We start from the raw sequence: 18,285 nt of genomic DNA on the forward strand, positions 1-18,285 counted from the left end.
AAGCAGCTGAATTAGGGTGGAACCACGAGTATACAACACTCGTCCCTTTGCCGGGACGGGTGTTTTTTGCGTTCTTTGCCAATCAGCAGGAATAGCAATAGATCATCAGTCCATGATTTTGATGGACAAGGTTACATTTACAGGAGGAATGAGACAAATGGCAGTTAACATTAAACTACCGGATGGTTCAGTACGTGAGTACGCCGATGGCAGCAGTATTGAGGATGTAGCAGCATCCATTAGCAGCGGATTGCGTAAAAACGCCGTAGCTGGGAAACTGGATGGAATTGTGGTGGACTTGTCGACCAAACTTCACGAGGGAGCATTGGTAGAGATCGTAACTTTTGACTCACCAGACGGACTTGAAGTGATGCGCCATAGTACAGCTCACTTGCTCGCTCAAGCTGTGAAACGCCTATATGGCAGCAAAGAGGTTCACCTTGGCGTTGGACCTGTCATCGAAGACGGATTTTACTATGATATGGACCTGGAACACCCGCTTAACCCGGAAGATCTGCAAAAGATCGAGAAGGAAATGGAACGTATCGTAAGTGAAAACCTGCCAATTGTACGCAAGGAAGTTAGCCGCGCTGAAGCAATCAAAACGTTTGAAGAAGTGGGCGATCCTTACAAACTCGAATTGATTCGTGATCTGCCAGAAGACAGCGTGATTACCATTTATGAGCAGGGCGAGTTCTTCGATCTGTGCCGTGGACCTCACGTACCTTCCACAGGTAAGATCAAAGTGTTCAAATTGATGAATGTCGCTGGTGCGTACTGGCGTGGTGACAGCAAAAACAAAATGCTGCAGCGTATCTACGGTACAGCTTTTGTGAAAAAGGCTCAGCTGGATGAACATCTGCACTTCCTGGAGGAAGCACGTAAACGCGATCACCGCAAGCTGGGTAAAGAGCTTGAAATGTTCACGTTCTCCCAACTGGTTGGACAAGGTCTGCCAATCTGGCTGCCAAACGGCGCCAAACTGCGTCGTACGCTGGAGCGTTACATTGTGGATTTGGAAGAAAGTCTTGGATACCAGCACGTATATACACCGGTTCTCGGTAATGTGGAATTATACAAAACATCCGGACACTGGGAGCACTACCAAGAGGACATGTTCCCTAAAATGGTAATGGATAACGAAGAACTCGTTCTCCGTCCGATGAACTGCCCGCACCATATGATGGTGTACAAGTCCAGCATGCACAGCTACCGTGACCTGCCGATCCGGATTGCCGAGCTCGGCATGATGCACCGGTACGAGATGTCTGGTGCACTGACTGGCTTGCACCGCGTTCGTGCGATGACCTTGAACGACTCACACATTTTCTGTCGTCCAGATCAGATCAAGGAAGAATTCGCTCGTGTTATTGAATTGATCCAAACGGTTTACAAGGATTTTGGTATTCATGAATATCGCTTCCGCCTGTCTTACCGTGATCCGCAGGATACCGAGAAATATTTCCAAAACGATGAAATGTGGGAAATGTCCCAACGTATGCTGCGTGAAGTTGTGGAAGAACTCGACTTGCCTTTCTATGAAGCAGAGGGTGAAGCAGCATTCTATGGTCCGAAACTCGACGTGCAGATCAAAACAGCACTGGGCAAGGAAGAAACATTGTCCACCGTACAACTGGACTTCCTGCTTCCAGAACGATTCGAACTGGAATATGTCGGAGATGACGGACAGAAACATCGGCCGGTCGTTATTCACCGCGGCGTAATCAGTACAATGGAACGTTTCACTGCATTCTTGCTGGAGAACTTTGCGGGAGCATTCCCACTGTGGCTGTCTCCTGTTCAAGCAAAAGTCATTCCGGTATCCGGAAACTTCGACGATTACGCACGTGAAGTGGAAGCGAAACTGAAGCGCGCGGGAATTTCTGCTGAGGCTGATTTGCGTAACGAGAAGCTTGGATACAAAATCCGTGAGGCACAACTTGAGAAAATGCCTTATATGTTTGTTGTTGGGGAGAATGAGCGCAGTGCCGAATCAGTGTCTGTGCGTAAACGCGGAGAAGGCGATCTCGGCATGAAACCTGTGGATGAAATCGTAGCTCAACTGAAAGAAGAAATCAGCACAAGATCAATATAAATATATGCATTTGAAAAAGACCGTCAGGGCATGGGCTAATCCATGCTCCTGGACGGTTTTTTTGCTATTATTCCGTGCTGGAACCTAGTGGAGTAGAAAATGTATAAGCATTTTGCTTTTTGGAAAACCTTTGCAGTAAGGGGGAGGTTTTAAAATGAAAAAGCAAAACGCAATGAAAACAAAACAATTACGGGTTCTGATTTCAATTATGGTCATGTCCATTGGGTTGGCATTGTCCTGGAATCAGGCAGAGGCGTATACATTTGAAGAGGAAAATGAAGTGCTGTATGTAATCAAGCGGCAGGATGAAGCTGCAACGCGCCAGGTTGAAAGTCAGTCCGAGGTATCGATCCATGATTATGAATACAGTGATCAGGTACAGGTCACGACGATGGTCTATATGGCTTTATTGTGGTCTCCACAGCCCATTGTCATTCCTAAGCCGGATGTCCCAGGCAAGCAGCTTGTACTCGACCCATCCATGCCTGTGATGGCGCCGCGCTCAGAACAGGTACTGGGAACCCAAAAGGTGACCGCGACGGGTTATACGGCAGGTGTAGAGTCAACCGGTAAAGGGCCAAAACATCCTCAGTATGGTATTACTTACTCCGGAGTGAAGGTGCGAAGAGACAAAGAGACGGTGTCAACCATTGCTGCTGACCCCAAATTATTCCCGCTTGGTTCCATTCTCTATATTCCCGGGTATGGTTACGGCATCGTGGCGGACACAGGTTCGGCCATCAAGGGTAATAAAATTGACCTTTATTTTCCGACCACGAAGCAAGTGTATAAGGAATGGGGCAAAAAGGACGTCGAGGTACAGGTGATTAAACAAGGCGACGGAAAGTGCACGGAAAAGATGCTGGACGAGTTGTCTGAAGCAATCGATGTGTATAAATCCGTGCCGGATTCATGGTTAGACAAGGCCGTTTAATCTGGGATGTTAAGGATGAATAACTGAAGTGTTCTCTTCACATAATATTGACTGGGGACGAACCCCGCGCAGCAGCAGTGCAGCGTAAATATGAAGAGAGAGGTGATTCGTTGTGGCTAAAAGAACACAAGGACAAGGGTACCAAACGCCAAACGAGAAGTACAATGCTGAGTTTGGACAAGAAACTGCGGCAAGCAAAGTGAAACAATCCGAGCAAAACAAAGTACAAGAAAATTTCCAAACACCTGATGAAAAATACAATGCAGAGTTCGGTGTAGAAAACACTGGACAAACAGGCCAAGTGGGCCGTGCAGGCAAATTTCAAAAATAAATAATGATTCAAGGCACCCTGGAGCAAGCGCTCCAGGGTGTTTTTAGTTTTCAATAAATTTTACATAAATATCCTCTGTCCTCAGTCTGTAGACCGAGATGAATTCCACCTGCCGCCGCTGTTATCGAACCCTTGTCTGAGGTACACTGGATACAGAATACAGACGAAGGAGACATGAGCGATGAAACGATCTATGCGAGACCGCTGGTGGGTTGGCATACCGTTGATTGCCGTTGGTGCAATCATTTTGTTTCGGCAATTGGGTTATGACATTGATATAGGATATATATTTAGAACATATTGGCCGCTGTTTCTAATCTGGTGGGGCGTAAAAGGAGTGACTGAAATTCGTCGCAATGGCGGTTATGCCATGATTGGACCTGTCATTGTACTAGCTATCGGCGGATACTTCCTGTCACGAAATCTCGGCTGGATTGATTATTCCATGGGTGAGTTCATTCGTTATCTCATTCCAATCATGTTGATTGGAGGAGGGTTGTTTGTTCTGATTGGGCCTCGCCGCCGGGATCGCAAACATCAGGACAAAATGCAGCCACCTCCGCCGCCTGAACCTTACCAGCCCTTGTCTTCCGAGGATCTGGAAATGCCCTCTTCTTTTGACGAGCAGTTCGAAAAGACGTTTGGGAAACCCAAACAAGAGCCAAAAAACAACCATTACGATCCATACGCCAATGCGGCTGAAGATGAATTGCATCAGGGACAGCAGCATAAGAAAAAGCATCATTCTCATTCCCATAGCCATACTCATTCACATGGTCCAGATGGAAACGGGTATGGAAGCCACTATGGTGATGGCGGAGGCGGATACGGTAGTGAATATGAAGATTACGGCAGCAAAAATACCGTTAACAAATCAGCATTTATCGGTGATCTCTACATGGGACAGGAAGTGTTCACCCTTAAACCGATGAATATCTCGGCGTTTATCGGTGATACGGTTATTGACTTGACGAAGGCACAGATCCCTTATGGCGAAACCAAAATCAACATTTCCTCATTTATTGGGGATGTAAAGGTATTCGTGCCGGAAGACATGGATCTGGGAGTCACTGTCACGACGAACTCTTTTATAGGAGATATGTCGCTGTTGAACCAAAAACGGGGTGGCTTCCTCAGTAGTGCCCAAGCGGAAACTTCCCATTACCGCGAAGCAGGAAAAAAGGTGCGGATCGTAGTAAGTGTATTTATCGGAGACGTCAAAGTAAATAAGGTGGGTTAACGCATGATTCGAACGATTCTCAAAGCCAACAAGTGGGAACTAATGATGTATTTTGTCCTGACGGGGCTGATTACACTGGGCGGGTTCTACTTGCTGTACGGAGAGGTATTGATGGGAACAGGACGACAGCGTGCATGGATGTATGTGGCTGTTGTTGTGCTGGCAACTGTAGTTACCGGATATATTGCTGCACTGCGGCTCCAGCGCAAAATCGACCTGCTTGATCTGAATATGCTGAAAGTATCCAAGGGGAACTTGGCCGTTCGCATGCCTGAGGCAGATGATGCCTCTTTCGGCCGGGTATACCAGGAGTTTAACGTCATGATGGATTCGATTGAGAAAAAAATGAGACTGCTCCAGCGTCTGGGTGAGCAGGAAGTGATCGAGAAAGAACAGGCTTCCGAACGAGCCGTTCTTGAAGAACGCAGACGGATGGCGAGGGACCTGCATGATACGGTCAGCCAGCAGTTGTTCGCCATTCATATGTCAGCGTCTTCCCTGCCCAAACTGCTGGAGATGAATCCGGAGCACGGAAACAAAGTACTGGACCAATTAATCCAAATGTCGCATATTGCACAACGTCAGATGCGTGGTCTTATTGCACAGCTTCGTCCGGTGGAGCTTGAAGGAAGGGACCTGGCTGAGGCACTGGATCGATGGTTCCCGGATTATTGCAGACAGAATGGATTAAAGGGAGTGAAAGAGCTGGAACTGGATGGCGGCGTCTCCGATGCCATCGAGCACCAGCTGTTTCTTGTTATTCAGGAGGCCGTTGCCAATGTAGTGAAACATGCGGAGGCTGGCCTTGTTAGTCTGTCCATAAGGGAGAGCGAGCATCAGATCAGCATGAGCATAAGCGATGACGGTCAGGGCTTCATGCAGCAAGTTGAGCGGCCAGGATCCTATGGATTGTCCACCATGCGTGAACGGGCAGAAAAGCTTGGCGGGGATGTCCAGATTATTTCGAAACCGGGAGCGGGAACGACAGTACGGGTGCTTATCCCGAAATTCCCGGATGAACCAGAGGGGGAAACGGAATGAACGGAAAAGTGAATGTAATGATTGTGGACGATCACGATATGGTGAGAATGGGCTTAAAAACGTACCTGATGCTTGAGCCGACATTTCATGTCATGGGAGAAGCGGGAAATGGACAGGATGCGATTAACCAGCTCCGCAAGCTGGATCAGAGTGAGATGCCTGATCTTATATTGATGGACCTGATGATGCCTGTTATGAACGGGGCCCAGGCTACGCAAGCCATCATGAGTGAATTTCCGGGTTCCAAAATAGTTATGCTTACAAGTTTTCTCGAGGATGATCTGGTGGTGCAGGCCATTGAGGCGGGAGCTGTTAGCTATGTCCTGAAGACTGTATCTGCTGAAGAATTAATCTATGCGCTTCAGGGAGCCTATCGGGGAATGCCTGTCATGACGGGAGATGTGTCCCAGGCGTTAACCCGGGGAATCAGGCAGCGCACGGCGAGAGAGAACGAATCCGGTCTGACCGAACGGGAGAAGGAAGTTCTTTTGCTCATTGCAGAAGGCAAAACCAACAAAGATATTGGAGAAGAACTACATATTAGTATCAAAACCGTTAAAACACATGTAAGCAACCTGTTAATGAAATGTGAAATGGATGATCGGACACAACTGGCCATTTATGCGCATCGTCAGGGTTGGGTGAAGAACAAGGATTAAAATGCTGATTTAACGGGAAAAATGTTCTATTATTGCGTGCTTTTATCTCCTTTTTAATTGTTTTTAAGGTACGGTTAAGGTTTAAAGTACAAAATAAGGACAGTTAAAGAATATCTCTTGTGAAGAAGAGATTGGGAGGTAGAAAGCATGGACGAACGTAATTACAGACCGAACCGTCAAGACGAGGAAGACCAAACAAAGCAAGCGGATAACCGCAATACATCCGGAACGGACGAATCCTCTTACTATTATTCTTATGGACCTTTTCAGTCCGTGAATCACGAAGATACAGCAAGCAGTCATGTGAACTCTAGCGAGCGTGAAGAGGGTAATGTACAGATTACAAGACCCGATCCTGTCAAGCCGCTTCCGATGTATTATAATAACGGATCTTCCGAACAGGCGGGCCGCGGCAACGGAGGCAGCGGTTCCGGAAACGGTGGAGATGGTGGCAACGGTGGCAAAAACGGTAATGGAAACTGGAACTACAACAACCGTAAGCCTCGCTCCTCGGTCAGATCATTATTGTTTTCCTTTATAGCAGGGATGTTGGTCATTACAGTACTGATGTACACGGCAGACCGCACGAACATGTTTACTCCGCAAGAAGCCTTAACAAGTGCAGAGAATCAAAGCACAAATCAGGAATCGACTTCTACGAATACGGGCAGCAGCAATAATGTAACTGCATCGCTTCTGCCAACAGGTAAAGAGGATGTCTCTTCTGTAGTGACGAGTACAAGTCCTGCGGTTGTTAAGATTGAAACATTGGCTAAGCAGTCCACACGCAGTGGAAGCCAAGGTGGATCCACGATGAGTGATCCGTTGTATCAATACTTCTTCGGTAATGGAGGTAACGGAAGCGGCGGAACGGATAGCAACCAAGGCCAACAGCAGCAGCAACAGGGAAGCAATCAGCTTGTGCCGCTCGGCATTGGTTCCGGATTTATTTTTGACAAAGAAGGATATATCCTGACAAACCAGCACGTTGTTCAAGGGGCAGATGTCATTCAGGTTACACTGGAGAACAACAGCAAACCTTACGAAGCCAAACTGCTGGGAAGCAGCTTCGATCTTGACCTTGCCGTATTGAAAATCGAGAAAAACAGCGGTGACGATGATTTCCCTGTTGCTCCGCTTGGCGACTCAAACAGCACACAAGTTGGTGAATGGCTTGTTGCCATTGGTAACCCAGAAGGGTTCGAGCACACTGTTACTGCAGGTGTACTGAGTGCCAAAGAACGTACAATCAGCATTCCGGACGAAGAAACAGGTAAAACCCGCGAATACAGCCATCTGCTGCAAACCGATGCGTCGATTAACCCAGGTAACTCTGGTGGTCCGCTGCTTAACCTTAACGGTGAAGTCATCGGTATGAACGTAGCTGTTAGCGCTGATGCGCAAGGTATTGGATTTGCGATCCCTTCAAGCGTCATATCGGATGCCGTAAAATATCTGAAAGAAAACAAAGAAGTTCCAAAAGAGCCGGTACCGTTTATCGGTGCGTCCCTGATGGCGCTGACGCCTGAAGTAGCGAAACAAATGGGAACGGATATTACTGAAGGTTCTGTCGTAGCCAGCACCATCTATCAATCTCCGGCTTACCAAGCCGATCTGCGTGCTTATGATATCATCACGGGTGCGAATGGAACGCCTTACAGCACAAGCCAAGACCTGATTGATTTTATCAAAACCCAGGAAATCGGCAGCGAAGTTACGCTGAATGTGGTGCGCGATGGCAAGAAGATGGATATCAAAATCAAAATCGGCAACAAAAACGACTATGATACTTCACAAACATCGGATCAACAGCAACAAACACAACCATAACTTGAATGGTGGTTCGAGATTCAGAAGAGCGGAAGGGTTTGAGGGCCCTTTCGCTTTTTTTGTCCTAATGAAGGCATGATTAAGATACCAAGCAAGGCTTGGAGAAGCGAAAAATGCGGCCAAGATGCAGACTGGGCTTTTGGCTGTTACAATGAGATTAAAATGTGAGAATAAAGGAGAAAGACCATGCGCTCAACTATTTTGATTGTGGATGATGATGAAAAAATCGTGTCCATGCTCCGCCGGGGGTTGGCATTTGAAGGTTATGAGGTACAGACTGCTTCCAATGGGGCTGAGGGTCTTAGTAAATTGATGGATAAGGAACCGGATGTAGTGGTGCTGGATGTCATGATGCCTCAGATCGACGGTTTCGAAGTATGTCGCCGATTAAGGGAAGCAGGAAGCAAAGTACCTGTGCTCATGTTAACCGCGAAGGACGAGGTACAGAGCCGGGTGACCGGCCTGGATACCGGAGCGGATGATTATCTGGTGAAGCCATTCGCACTGGAAGAATTACTGGCCCGTGTCCGCGCCTTGCTGCGTCGTAAATCGGATATTGCAGAAACGCCGGATAACCGGCTCGTCTACGAAGATATTATATTGGATAATGACTCACGCGAAGTGCTGCGTGACGGGAAACGTCTTGAGCTGACAGCGAAGGAATTCGAACTATTGAACTTGTTTATGCAAAATCCGAAAAGAGTGCTCTCCCGTGACCTAATCATGGATAAGATCTGGGGCTATGATTATAGCGGCGAGTCAAACGTACTGGAAGTATATATTGCGATGCTCCGGCAAAAAACAGAAGAGTATGGAGGCAAACGCTTAATCCAAACGATTCGTGGAGCAGGTTATATTCTGAGAGGTGACTCCTGACATGTCCATTCGGTTAAAACTAACCGCATGGTATTCTGGCATCTTGGCAGCTGTGCTTATTTTTTGGGGTGTCGTAATCTATGCCTTTGTTTATTTCAATACGTATCAGGAAGTCGAACAGCAGTTAAAGTCAAAGAGTGCACGAATTACGGACCAGATCGGGGTTAACCCTTTATCTCAGACGCTTGATCTGGACCCATTTACCGAGAGTCAGCTGCAGGAAGCCCAAATTTACATTCAACTCTGGGATTACCAAAGTCAGTCTGGCAAAATCTCCGGAAACATGGAGAAGCTTCGCATCCAATTCCCGGTTTTGAAACCAAAAGAAATTATTGAAAAATACGGAATATCCAAGATATACGTGGATGGGACGCCATTCTTGGTCAATCAGCAGCCCTTGTCTCTCCAGGGAACCAATGAAATCCGGGGACTTCTTCAGGTCGGTGCCAATGTAAGTTCACAGGAACGATTGCTGGAGGCGCTGCTTAACATTCTGATCTTTGGCTGGCTTGTCGCCATGGCACTGGCAATTACTTCAGGTCTCATTCTTGCCCGCAAATCGATGCGTCCCCTCGTCAATGTCATCGATGCAGCCAATCAGATTCAATCCGGTGACGATCTGAGTGTCCGGATACAATATACGGGTCCCAAGGATGAAATCGGCCGCCTGATTGAAACGGTGAATAACATGCTCGAACGGACAGAACTGTCCTTCCGCGGCCTGGAGGAGACTAATGCTGCTCAGCGAAGATTTGTGTCCGATGCCTCTCATGAGCTGCGTACACCGCTGACCACGATTAGAGGGAATGTCGATTTCCTGAAAAAGTTATGGGATCAGGAAGGTAATGACCGACCGAATCTGGACGAGGAGACCGTCAAGGAGATGTCGCTTGAAGCGATTGAAGACATGGCGGACGAAGGCAAGCGCATGAGCAGGTTGATTAGTGACATGCTCTCCCTGGCAAGGGCCGATACAGGACAGAAAATAGAACTGAATCCGATACCGCTGCAAATTTTGGTGCAAGAAGTAGCTCGCAGAGCACATTTCCTGGATCACCACGCGGAATGGCGGGTTGGCGATTTATCGATTTTAAATGGAATTTATGTGAACGGCAGCAAAGACTATCTTCAGCAGATGCTCTTTATTTTCATTGAAAATGCGTTCAAATACACTCCGGACGGATCAGTAACGCTTGACGCCATCCTATACAAAGGGCAGGTTGGTCTCCGGATCAGTGATACGGGAATCGGTATGGATAAGGACGAGGTGCCGTTTATCTTCGATCGTTTCTATCGTGCGGATGAATCACGCGGAGCTACACCGGGCATTGGACTGGGGTTATCCATTGCTAAATGGATTATTGAGGAGCATATGGGCTCCGTTGAGGTCGTGACCAGACGTGGTGAAGGAACGACTTTCATCATCTGGATGCCAGTTGTCTTTGCTCCACCTATCGAATAAAGGTATAATAGACTGGACTGCAATTACATCGGCAGTGATGCTGAAAAAGAAAGCGGGTGGCAACCAAGTGGAAGTACTGCGAATTTCGCCGCGAGGGTATTGTTACGGGGTTGTGGATGCCATGGTATTGGCACGTCAGGCAGCACGTAATCTTGATTTACCACGGCCTATATATATATTGGGTATGATTGTGCATAACAAACATGTGACGGATTCCTTTGAAGATGAGGGGATCATTACACTGGATGGTCCGAACCGGATTGAAATCCTGAGTCAGGTAGAGAGCGGTACGGTCATCTTTACGGCCCACGGTGTATCTCCTGAGGTACGCAAGATGGCGCGGGACAAAGGGCTCACTACAGTAGACGCCACATGTCCGGATGTAACCAAGACGCATGACCTGATCCGGGAGAAAACGGCTGAAGGATATCAGATCATCTATATCGGCAAAAAGAATCACCCTGAACCCGAAGGGGCTATTGGAGTTGCGCCTGACCAGGTGCATTTGATTGAGAAGGAAGAAGAGATTGATGCACTGAATGTGCCAGCTGGCAAGATTCTCATTACCAATCAGACGACGATGAGCCAATGGGATATCAAACACATCATGAGCCGTCTTCTGGAGAAATTCCCTGGCGCTGAAATTCATAACGAGATATGCCTGGCTACCCAAGTTCGTCAGGAAGCAGTGGCTGAGCAGGCAGGTCAGTCTGATCTGGTTATCGTTGTGGGTGACCCGCGCAGTAACAACTCGAACCGGCTTGCACAAGTATCGGAAGAGATTGCGGGTGTAACGGCCTACCGGGTATCGGATGTGTCCGAGATCAAGCAGGAATGGCTGAAAGGGGTAAACAAGGTAGCCGTAACTTCAGGTGCTTCGACGCCGACACCGATTACGAAGGAAGTTATCAGTTATCTGGAGCAATATGAGCATGATCAACCGGAGACGTGGGAAATTAAGCGTACCGTCAACATGAGCAAACTACTGCCCCCAGTGCGGGAGAAGACCCGCACAACGTAACAAATATCGATGAATCCTGTGTTGCAGCCTTGAATCTGGGCATGCGGCACAGGATTTTTTTGTATTAAGCATCCCTGTAGTCATCTTGACGAGAATGGCAGACTATGATATATTTACTTTAGTGGATAAAAGCTTAAAAGCGAACAAGCGTTTAAGCGTGACAGAACTTTTAATTATAATCAGATGCGCATCGAAACAGTTTGGTGCTCTCATACAAGGAAGGATGGGAATTAATTATGATCGTTATTGCAGGTAAGGCAACACCGGAGGAACAGATTCAGGATATCGTCGCTGTGATTGAAAAGGAAGGGCTTCAGGTGCATATCTCCCGCGGAGAGGATCGTACCATTATCGGGTTGATTGGCAAAGTGGAACCTAAAATGCAGGAGCACCTTCGTCAAATGAAAGGTGTAGAGAATGTCGTAAGGATCTCTAAATCCTACAAATTGGCCAGCCGTGACTTCCACCCTGAAGATACAGTCATCTCCATTAAGGGAGTGGATATCGGCGGAAAAGAACTCGTCGTTATGGGTGGACCATGTGCGGTTGAATCTGCTGCCCAAATTGATGAAATTGCCGGTCTCGTGAAAGCTGCTGGTGGCCAGGTATTGCGCGGTGGTGCATTTAAACCTCGTACCGGTCCTTACAGTTTCCAGGGAACAGGTGTAGAAGGGCTCATCATGATGGCTGAAGCTGGTAAGAAACATGACCTGCTGACCATCACGGAAGTCATGACTCCGGAATACGTGGATATTTGTGCGGAGTACGCGGATATTCTTCAAGTCGGTACCCGGAACATGCAAAACTTCGACTTGCTGCGTAAGCTGGGCGAATGCGGCAAACCCGTATTGCTGAAACGCGGCTTCAGTGCGACATACGATGAGCTATTGAATGCAGCTGAGTACATCCTTGCCGGCGGTAACCCTAATGTAATGCTCTGTGAGCGCGGCATTCGTACGTTTGAGTCCTATACTCGCAATACGCTCGATCTGTCGGCGATTCCTGTGCTGCAGTCTCTTAGCCATCTGCCTGTCATTTCCGATCCTAGCCATGGTACAGGACGCCGTGAACTGGTAGAACCGATGACGAAAGCTTCTGTGGCTGCTGGTGCCAATGGACTGATTATCGAGATGCACACAGATCCAGACAACTCCATGACAGGCGACGGTGTACAATCCCTGTTCCCTGACCAATTCGCCAACTTGCTGCAGGATCTGGAGAAACTCGCTCCAATCGTGGGCAAAACGTTTAATACAGCCAAACAACCTGCTGAGTTTTTCCCGGCAAGAGTGGGCGTCTAATCTTATAGTTAGCCATGATACAATCGGACATTTCCCTCGTTTCATTCTTGAGAATGAAACAGGGGGATGTCCGGTTTTTCATATCATGGGGGGATTGAATACATTTATTAATCAATAGTGATAAGAAACATTTATGATGTAATGTTTTTCCCATGTTTTAGGATGTTATTATGGTTACTTTACCGCATTAACTCGGTTAAATGTATAATAAATCCGTTGTTAAGTGAATTTAGCGGATTTATAAAATGTAAGTATAGCTAACATAGTCGCAAAAAATACCTTACATAAGTATTGACGATGTCATGTTTAAGAATTTATAATGACGACAGAAAAAAATTCGAATATGGACATTTTCTTTCGTGGGGTTGTTTATTGTTCGGAATATTTGGGAGGACGAATACATGTCGGTTGAAAACGTATTGAAATCAATTCAAGAGAACAACATCGAGTGGGTAGATTTTCGTTTTGTAGATTTAGCTGGTCGTGCACATCACATCTCGTTGCCAGCTTCGGCTGTTGATGCAGACACATTCGTAAATGGAGTAGCTTTTGACGGTTCTTCTATCCAAGGTTTCCGTGGAATTGAAGAGTCCGATATGGTTATGATGCCAGATCCTGAAGCGACTTATGTCGATCCGTTCACTGCACACCCTACATTGAATGTTATGTGTGATATCTTTACACCAGATGGCGAGCGCTATGAGCGCGACCCACGCAGCATCGCTGTTAAAGCTGAAGCTTTCCTAAAAGAGAGCGGTGTAGGTACAGCAGCATTCTTCGCACCTGAGTCCGAATTCTTCATCTTCGACGATGTACGTTATGAGAGCGGCACGAACAGCTCTTCCTATTACGTTGATTCCGAAGAAGCATCTTGGAACACGAACCGCAAGGAAGAAGGCGGTAACCTGGGCTTCAAAGTTCGCACTAAAGGCGGATATGTACCTGTAGCACCAGTGGATACTCAACAAGATATCCGTAGTGAAATGTGTCGTTTGTTGGAAGAAGCTGGCCTGTCGATCGAACGTCATCACCACGAAGTGGCAACAGCTGGTCAAGCCGAAATCAACTTCCGTTTTGATACGTTGAAGAAAACAGCAGATAACCTGCTTGTATACAAATACATCGTGCATAACACTGCACGTCAATATGGCAAAGTAGCTACATTCATGCCGAAACCATTGTTCGGTGATAATGGTAGCGGAATGCACGTTCACCAATCCATCTTCGATGGCGATTCCCCATTGTTCTACGACAAAGCGGGATATGCAAACCTGAGCGAAATGGCTCTGCACTACATTGGAGGAATTCTGTATCACGCACCAGCGCTGATTGCGTTGACTAACCCAAGTACAAACTCATTCAAACGTCTTGTACCTGGTTACGAAGCACCGGTAAATCTGGTTTACTCCAAAGGTAACCGCTCTGCAGCAGTACGTATCCCGGTTGCAGCTGTGACACCTAAAGGTTGTCGTATCGAGTTCCGTACGCCTGACTCCACTGCCAACCCTTACCTGGCATTCTCCGCAATGCTGATGGCGGGTCTGGACGGAATCAAACGCAAAATCAACCCAACTGAGCTTGGTTACGGTCCACTCGACAAAAACATCTATGACTTGTCAGATGCTGACAAAGAAAACATCCGCAGCGTTCCAGCTTCCCTGGAAGAGGCGCTTGATGCCCTGGCAGCAGACAACGAGTTCTTGACTGAAGGCGGCGTATTCACTAAAGAATTCATCGAGAACTACATCAACCTCAAACGTGATGAAGCAAAAGCTGTAGCGATTCGCATTCATCCACACGAGTACAGCCTTTACTTCGATTGCTAATCCGATCGAAACAAGTGTACCTACAATTTAAGCCTCCGGGACTCGCTCTCGGAGGCTTTTCCATGAATGGACGATGCAGCACGTTAACTTTGCAGGGTGATAAAGTATTTTGATGACCTTAAATGCTAGCTTCAGTGCTTATTGCCCTTGATGCGGATAGGGAATACTGATATCATAGCGATAATATTCACTTCATATGTAAGCTACGGATGGAAAGGGCGGGGGAAAAATGACAAAGAGAGCGTATAATTTTAATGCAGGACCAGCGGCACTGCCACTGGAGGTTTTGGAGCGTGCGCAAGCAGAATTTGTTGATTTTCGTAACACAGGCATGTCGATTATGGAGATGTCTCACCGTGGGGCAGTGTACGAGTCCGTACATAATGAAGCTCAAGAGCGTTTGTTGTCGCTCTTAGGCAATCCGAAGGGATACAAGGTACTGTTTCTTCAAGGCGGAGCGAGCACCCAGTTCGCCATGCTGCCGATGAACCTTCTAGGGGCAGGCCAAACTGCAAGCTATGTCATGACAGGCAGCTGGGCGAAAAAAGCGTTGTCTGAAGCGAAGCTGATTGGTGAAACCCACATTGCAGCTTCTTCCGAGGCTGATAAATACATGAAATTGCCTGATGTATCGAACCTGAGTTTGCCTGACCGCACAGCTTATGTACATCTGACATCCAATGAAACGATCGAGGGTACACAGTTCAAGTCTTTCCCGGACACGGGATCTGTACCTTTAATTGCTGACATGTCGAGTGATATTTTCTGTAAACCATTCGATCTTAATCAGTTTGGTATGATTTATGCGGGTGCACAGAAAAACCTTGGACCATCCGGGATTACAGTGGTAATTGCTCGGGAGGAGCTGGTAAGCGAATCGCCAAAAACGATTCCAACGATGCTTCGTTACAGCACACATACCGAAAACAATTCCCTGTATAATACCCCGCCTTCTTTCTCTGTTTACATGGTCAATGAAGTTCTGAAATGGATTGAAGAACAAGGTGGACTGAAAGGGATCGAACAAAAGAACATCAAGAAAGCGGAATTGCTCTATAATACCATTGATACCTCAGGCGACTTCTATCGCGGCTGTGTTGAGACTGCTGACCGTTCCCTGATGAACGTGACATTCCGCCTTGCTTCGGAAGAATTGGAGAAACAATTCATTAAAGCTTCCGAACAGGAAGGGTTCGTTGGATTAAAAGGACACCGCAGTGTTGGAGGCCTTCGTGCATCCATCTACAATGCAGCGCCTTATGAGAGTGTTAAGGCACTGACAGACTTTATGAGCCACTTTCAGAAGACAAATGGATAAATCATAGGGGAATGGATGAGAGGCCTGAGCCTTCCAATCTAACCCTTCCAGAGCCTTCCACATTGACGTGTGGGAGGCTTTTCTTTAGAATTAGAGGATTGCAACAGATACATGAACTTAAAGGAGATTGAACACATATGGCTTTGCATATCGTTCTGGTTGAACCGGAGATTCCCGCGAATACCGGCAATATTTCTCGCACCTGCGCGGCTACGGGAACGCATCTGCATCTGGTTCGCCCACTCGGGTTTCGGACGGATGATGCTACCTTGAAGCGGGCTGGCCTGGATTACTGGCATGCAGTTCACATTGAATATCATGATTCATTCGCTGAGGTTCAGGAAAAGTATCCGGAGGGTCGCTTTTTCTACGCAACCACGAAGGCGAAGAACAACTATAGCGATTTTACATTCCAGGATGAAGATTTTTTGGTTTTTGGCAAAGAGACCAAAGGACTACCTCCTGAATTAATTGCTGCCAATCCGGAAACTTGTATGAGAATGCCAATGACAGGTGATGTACGTTCATTAAACTTGTCCAATTCGGCGGCAATTATCGTTTATGAAGCATTACGACAATTGAATTTTCCGGGCTTGGATTGATCCTAATTCGCGTTCAAGTGCTTGTTAGAATTCGCTAAAAAAACATTTTTCAAAAAAAAGGACAAAAAATGTTTATTTCCAGCAGGATTCGACAAAATCTTGGCGAATCTTTAAACATAGTACAATTGTACCTAGAAATTTAGAGTAAGATAGGAGAGGTGTGCCGTAGCTATGAAGCCAGCTGGAGTAGTTCGCAAAGTTGATCAATTGGGTAGGATCGTATTGCCTAAATCTTTGCGTAAAAGGTATCAAATGAATGAGGGAGATCCTGTAGAGATCTTAGTACAAGGGGACCATATCATTCTGGAGAGATACCGTCCAAAATGTATTTTCTGCGGATCAATGGAAGAAGTCAATGAGTTCAAAGAGCGTTACATATGCGCACAATGTCTAGATGAAATGACCCAGCTTCCACAGCACGGGTAAGTAAAATAAAGAAGTATCATGACCGATAAAGGCATGATACTTCTTTTGTTTTTTCAATATACTTTGCAAAAATACATTTAACATATAATCATATAAACTAGCTTAATGGTTTACTTTCAAGATGGGGAAGGATATCGGACCAGATCAGATCCAAAATGGCCTGCATGTTCAATTCGTCACTACTAACGGCAACTACAGCGTCCAGTTCGGGCAGGACCACGCATAGTTGACCATAAGCCCCATCAGCACGGTATGCATTGTGAGAACACAGCCAAAATTGATATCCGTATCCTTGTCCCCAATCGCCTTCACCCGGCGTCGTTATCTGGCGAGTTGTTGCTTGGTCTATCCATTTCGCAGGAACCAGCTGACTGCCGTTCCAATTGCCCTTCTGAAGCAAGAACTGTCCGAACCGGCCTAATTCCTCATTCGTAAGCTGCAAGCCCGCACAACCTAATGTAATGCCCAGTGGAGAGGTTTCCCATTCGACGTTGTAAATCTCCAGCGGATCAAACAGTCTGGGAACCAGATAATCTTTTACGGTCTGGCCCGAGGCTGCCTGAAACATGGCCGAGATCATAAAAGTATCGGCACTACTGTATGTAAATGCCTCGCCAGGGACTCTGTCGATTGGAAGTGACATGTAATATTTAGCCCAATCTTTCTCCGCAAGCGTGGCCCGTTCCTCCGCCCAAAGCACAGGCACATCATGCCCAGAAGACATCCGCAGCAGATCATACAGTGAGAGATCTGCAGGAGAGAATGTTGTTAGGTCCGGAGCAGGTGTTGGCCATGTGAAGTATTCTCCCAGTTTGGATTCGAGTGTGAATATGCCTTCTTCGAGTGCCAATCCTACAGCCATGCAGGTAAACGACTTACTGATCGAATGCTGTAAGCGCCGCTTATCCTCAGTCCGATCCCACATTCCACGTGTTTCTCCATGCTGCAGCACACGAACTGAAAGTACGTTTAATTCCTGAGCCTCAATATGTTGAACAAAGCGATGAACAATGCTGGACATAATAACATCCTTTCATTAAAAAAGACGACATTTTATGGGTGGTGAAACGTTTCCGTAATCTGGAACCAAAATCAGAAATTATGTTAGTACAATCCGAAGGTGATGTCAATGAAAGATGTGCAAACGGTTACCAAAAGGGTCAATTTTCACAAATAAAGTGCCTTTTGACGCAAATTTACACTCGAAAAAGAAGTTTTTTGAGAAAATAACGCGAAATTTGTAAAAAGGTTATTGACAGGATTTACTCATCGGGATTATGATTTATTCGAAACGATTCGAAGAAATCGCTTCCAAGTAAAAAG

General features: G+C 46.7%; 16 protein-coding genes. 15 read left to right on the top strand and 1 reads right to left on the bottom strand.

Annotated features, from left to right (window positions below; translation table 11 throughout):
• Positions 1-157: 157 nt before the first annotated feature.
• From thrS to MHB82_RS09165, 15 genes are all read left to right on the top strand, one after another.
• Entirely contained in the window at positions 158-2,095 is a 1,938-nt protein-coding gene (gene thrS, locus MHB82_RS09095; RefSeq protein WP_095359081.1) for a threonine--tRNA ligase, read from the top strand.
• Between the two features lie 400 nt (positions 2,096-2,495).
• Positions 2,496-3,029 (top strand): 3D domain-containing protein, encoded by a 534-nt coding sequence (locus tag MHB82_RS09100; protein ID WP_375335113.1) that lies wholly within the window; start codon positions 2,496-2,498, stop codon positions 3,027-3,029.
• A 112-nt stretch (positions 3,030-3,141) separates the two neighbouring features.
• The gene (locus MHB82_RS09105) at positions 3,142-3,360 is read left to right on the top strand and encodes a hypothetical protein (RefSeq protein WP_095288277.1); all 219 of its coding nucleotides are present in this window, start codon (positions 3,142-3,144) and stop codon (positions 3,358-3,360) included.
• Positions 3,361-3,541: 181 nt separating this feature from the next.
• Entirely contained in the window at positions 3,542-4,600 is a 1,059-nt protein-coding gene (liaF, locus tag MHB82_RS09110) for a cell wall-active antibiotics response protein LiaF (RefSeq protein WP_095359080.1), read from the top strand.
• Between the two features lie 3 nt (positions 4,601-4,603).
• Entirely contained in the window at positions 4,604-5,641 is a 1,038-nt protein-coding gene (locus tag MHB82_RS09115; protein WP_341174497.1) for a HAMP domain-containing sensor histidine kinase, read from the top strand.
• A complete protein-coding gene (locus MHB82_RS09120) occupies positions 5,638-6,300 on the top strand; it encodes a response regulator transcription factor (RefSeq protein ID WP_341174498.1) in 663 nt (220 codons plus the stop codon). Before MHB82_RS09115 ends, MHB82_RS09120 begins: the two co-directional genes overlap by 4 nt.
• A gap of 147 nt (positions 6,301-6,447) precedes the next feature.
• Positions 6,448-8,130 (top strand): S1C family serine protease, encoded by a 1,683-nt coding sequence (locus tag MHB82_RS09125; protein WP_341174499.1) that lies wholly within the window; start codon positions 6,448-6,450, stop codon positions 8,128-8,130.
• Between the two features lie 186 nt (positions 8,131-8,316).
• Entirely contained in the window at positions 8,317-9,006 is a 690-nt protein-coding gene (locus MHB82_RS09130; RefSeq protein ID WP_095288273.1) for a response regulator transcription factor, read from the top strand.
• A gap of 1 nt (position 9,007) precedes the next feature.
• Positions 9,008-10,468 carry a sensor histidine kinase gene (locus MHB82_RS09135; RefSeq protein WP_341174500.1) on the top strand — a complete coding sequence of 487 codons (1,461 nt, stop codon included), beginning with the start codon at positions 9,008-9,010 and terminating at the stop codon, positions 10,466-10,468.
• A gap of 67 nt (positions 10,469-10,535) precedes the next feature.
• Positions 10,536-11,489, top strand: coding sequence for a 4-hydroxy-3-methylbut-2-enyl diphosphate reductase (locus MHB82_RS09140; protein ID WP_095288433.1), 954 nt, complete (start codon positions 10,536-10,538; stop codon positions 11,487-11,489).
• Between the two features lie 236 nt (positions 11,490-11,725).
• Positions 11,726-12,790 (top strand): 3-deoxy-7-phosphoheptulonate synthase, encoded by a 1,065-nt coding sequence (gene aroF, locus MHB82_RS09145; protein ID WP_095288271.1) that lies wholly within the window; start codon positions 11,726-11,728, stop codon positions 12,788-12,790.
• A gap of 401 nt (positions 12,791-13,191) precedes the next feature.
• Complete coding sequence (gene glnA / locus MHB82_RS09150) at positions 13,192-14,616, top strand: type I glutamate--ammonia ligase (RefSeq protein ID WP_095288270.1); 1,425 nt, start codon at positions 13,192-13,194, stop codon at positions 14,614-14,616.
• Between the two features lie 229 nt (positions 14,617-14,845).
• The gene (gene serC, locus MHB82_RS09155; RefSeq protein WP_095359076.1) at positions 14,846-15,934 is read left to right on the top strand and encodes a 3-phosphoserine/phosphohydroxythreonine transaminase; all 1,089 of its coding nucleotides are present in this window, start codon (positions 14,846-14,848) and stop codon (positions 15,932-15,934) included.
• A gap of 137 nt (positions 15,935-16,071) precedes the next feature.
• On the top strand, positions 16,072-16,536 hold the full coding sequence (trmL, locus tag MHB82_RS09160; protein WP_095288268.1) for a tRNA (uridine(34)/cytosine(34)/5-carboxymethylaminomethyluridine(34)-2'-O)-methyltransferase TrmL: 465 nt from the start codon (positions 16,072-16,074) through the stop codon (positions 16,534-16,536).
• 171 nt (positions 16,537-16,707) lie between these two features.
• Entirely contained in the window at positions 16,708-16,962 is a 255-nt protein-coding gene (locus MHB82_RS09165) for an AbrB/MazE/SpoVT family DNA-binding domain-containing protein (RefSeq protein ID WP_024629045.1), read from the top strand.
• Positions 16,963-17,059: 97 nt separating this feature from the next.
• Here the strand turns inward: MHB82_RS09165 and MHB82_RS09170 are convergent, their stop codons facing one another.
• Positions 17,060-17,983 (bottom strand): serine hydrolase domain-containing protein, encoded by a 924-nt coding sequence (locus MHB82_RS09170; RefSeq protein ID WP_341174501.1) that lies wholly within the window; start codon positions 17,981-17,983, stop codon positions 17,060-17,062.
• Positions 17,984-18,285 lie beyond the last annotated feature (302 nt).

Source organism: Paenibacillus sp. FSL K6-2862, assembly GCF_038005125.1.
Lineage (GTDB): Bacteria > Bacillota > Bacilli > Paenibacillales > Paenibacillaceae > Paenibacillus > Paenibacillus illinoisensis_A.

Coding starts and splice junctions, on each gene's coding strand:
- thrS (WP_095359081.1), top strand. CDS start 158: ATGGCAGTTAACATTAAACTACCGGATGGTTCAGTACGTGAGTACGCC.
- MHB82_RS09100 (WP_375335113.1), top strand. CDS start 2,496: ATGGCTTTATTGTGGTCTCCACAGCCCATTGTCATTCCTAAGCCGGAT.
- liaF (WP_095359080.1), top strand. CDS start 3,542: ATGAAACGATCTATGCGAGACCGCTGGTGGGTTGGCATACCGTTGATT.
- MHB82_RS09115 (WP_341174497.1), top strand. CDS start 4,604: ATGATTCGAACGATTCTCAAAGCCAACAAGTGGGAACTAATGATGTAT.
- MHB82_RS09120 (WP_341174498.1), top strand. CDS start 5,638: ATGAACGGAAAAGTGAATGTAATGATTGTGGACGATCACGATATGGTG.
- MHB82_RS09125 (WP_341174499.1), top strand. CDS start 6,448: ATGGACGAACGTAATTACAGACCGAACCGTCAAGACGAGGAAGACCAA.
- MHB82_RS09130 (WP_095288273.1), top strand. CDS start 8,317: ATGCGCTCAACTATTTTGATTGTGGATGATGATGAAAAAATCGTGTCC.
- MHB82_RS09135 (WP_341174500.1), top strand. CDS start 9,008: ATGTCCATTCGGTTAAAACTAACCGCATGGTATTCTGGCATCTTGGCA.
- aroF (WP_095288271.1), top strand. CDS start 11,726: ATGATCGTTATTGCAGGTAAGGCAACACCGGAGGAACAGATTCAGGAT.
- glnA (WP_095288270.1), top strand. CDS start 13,192: ATGTCGGTTGAAAACGTATTGAAATCAATTCAAGAGAACAACATCGAG.
- serC (WP_095359076.1), top strand. CDS start 14,846: ATGACAAAGAGAGCGTATAATTTTAATGCAGGACCAGCGGCACTGCCA.
- trmL (WP_095288268.1), top strand. CDS start 16,072: ATGGCTTTGCATATCGTTCTGGTTGAACCGGAGATTCCCGCGAATACC.
- MHB82_RS09165 (WP_024629045.1), top strand. CDS start 16,708: ATGAAGCCAGCTGGAGTAGTTCGCAAAGTTGATCAATTGGGTAGGATC.
- MHB82_RS09170 (WP_341174501.1), bottom strand. CDS start 17,983: ATGTCCAGCATTGTTCATCGCTTTGTTCAACATATTGAGGCTCAGGAA.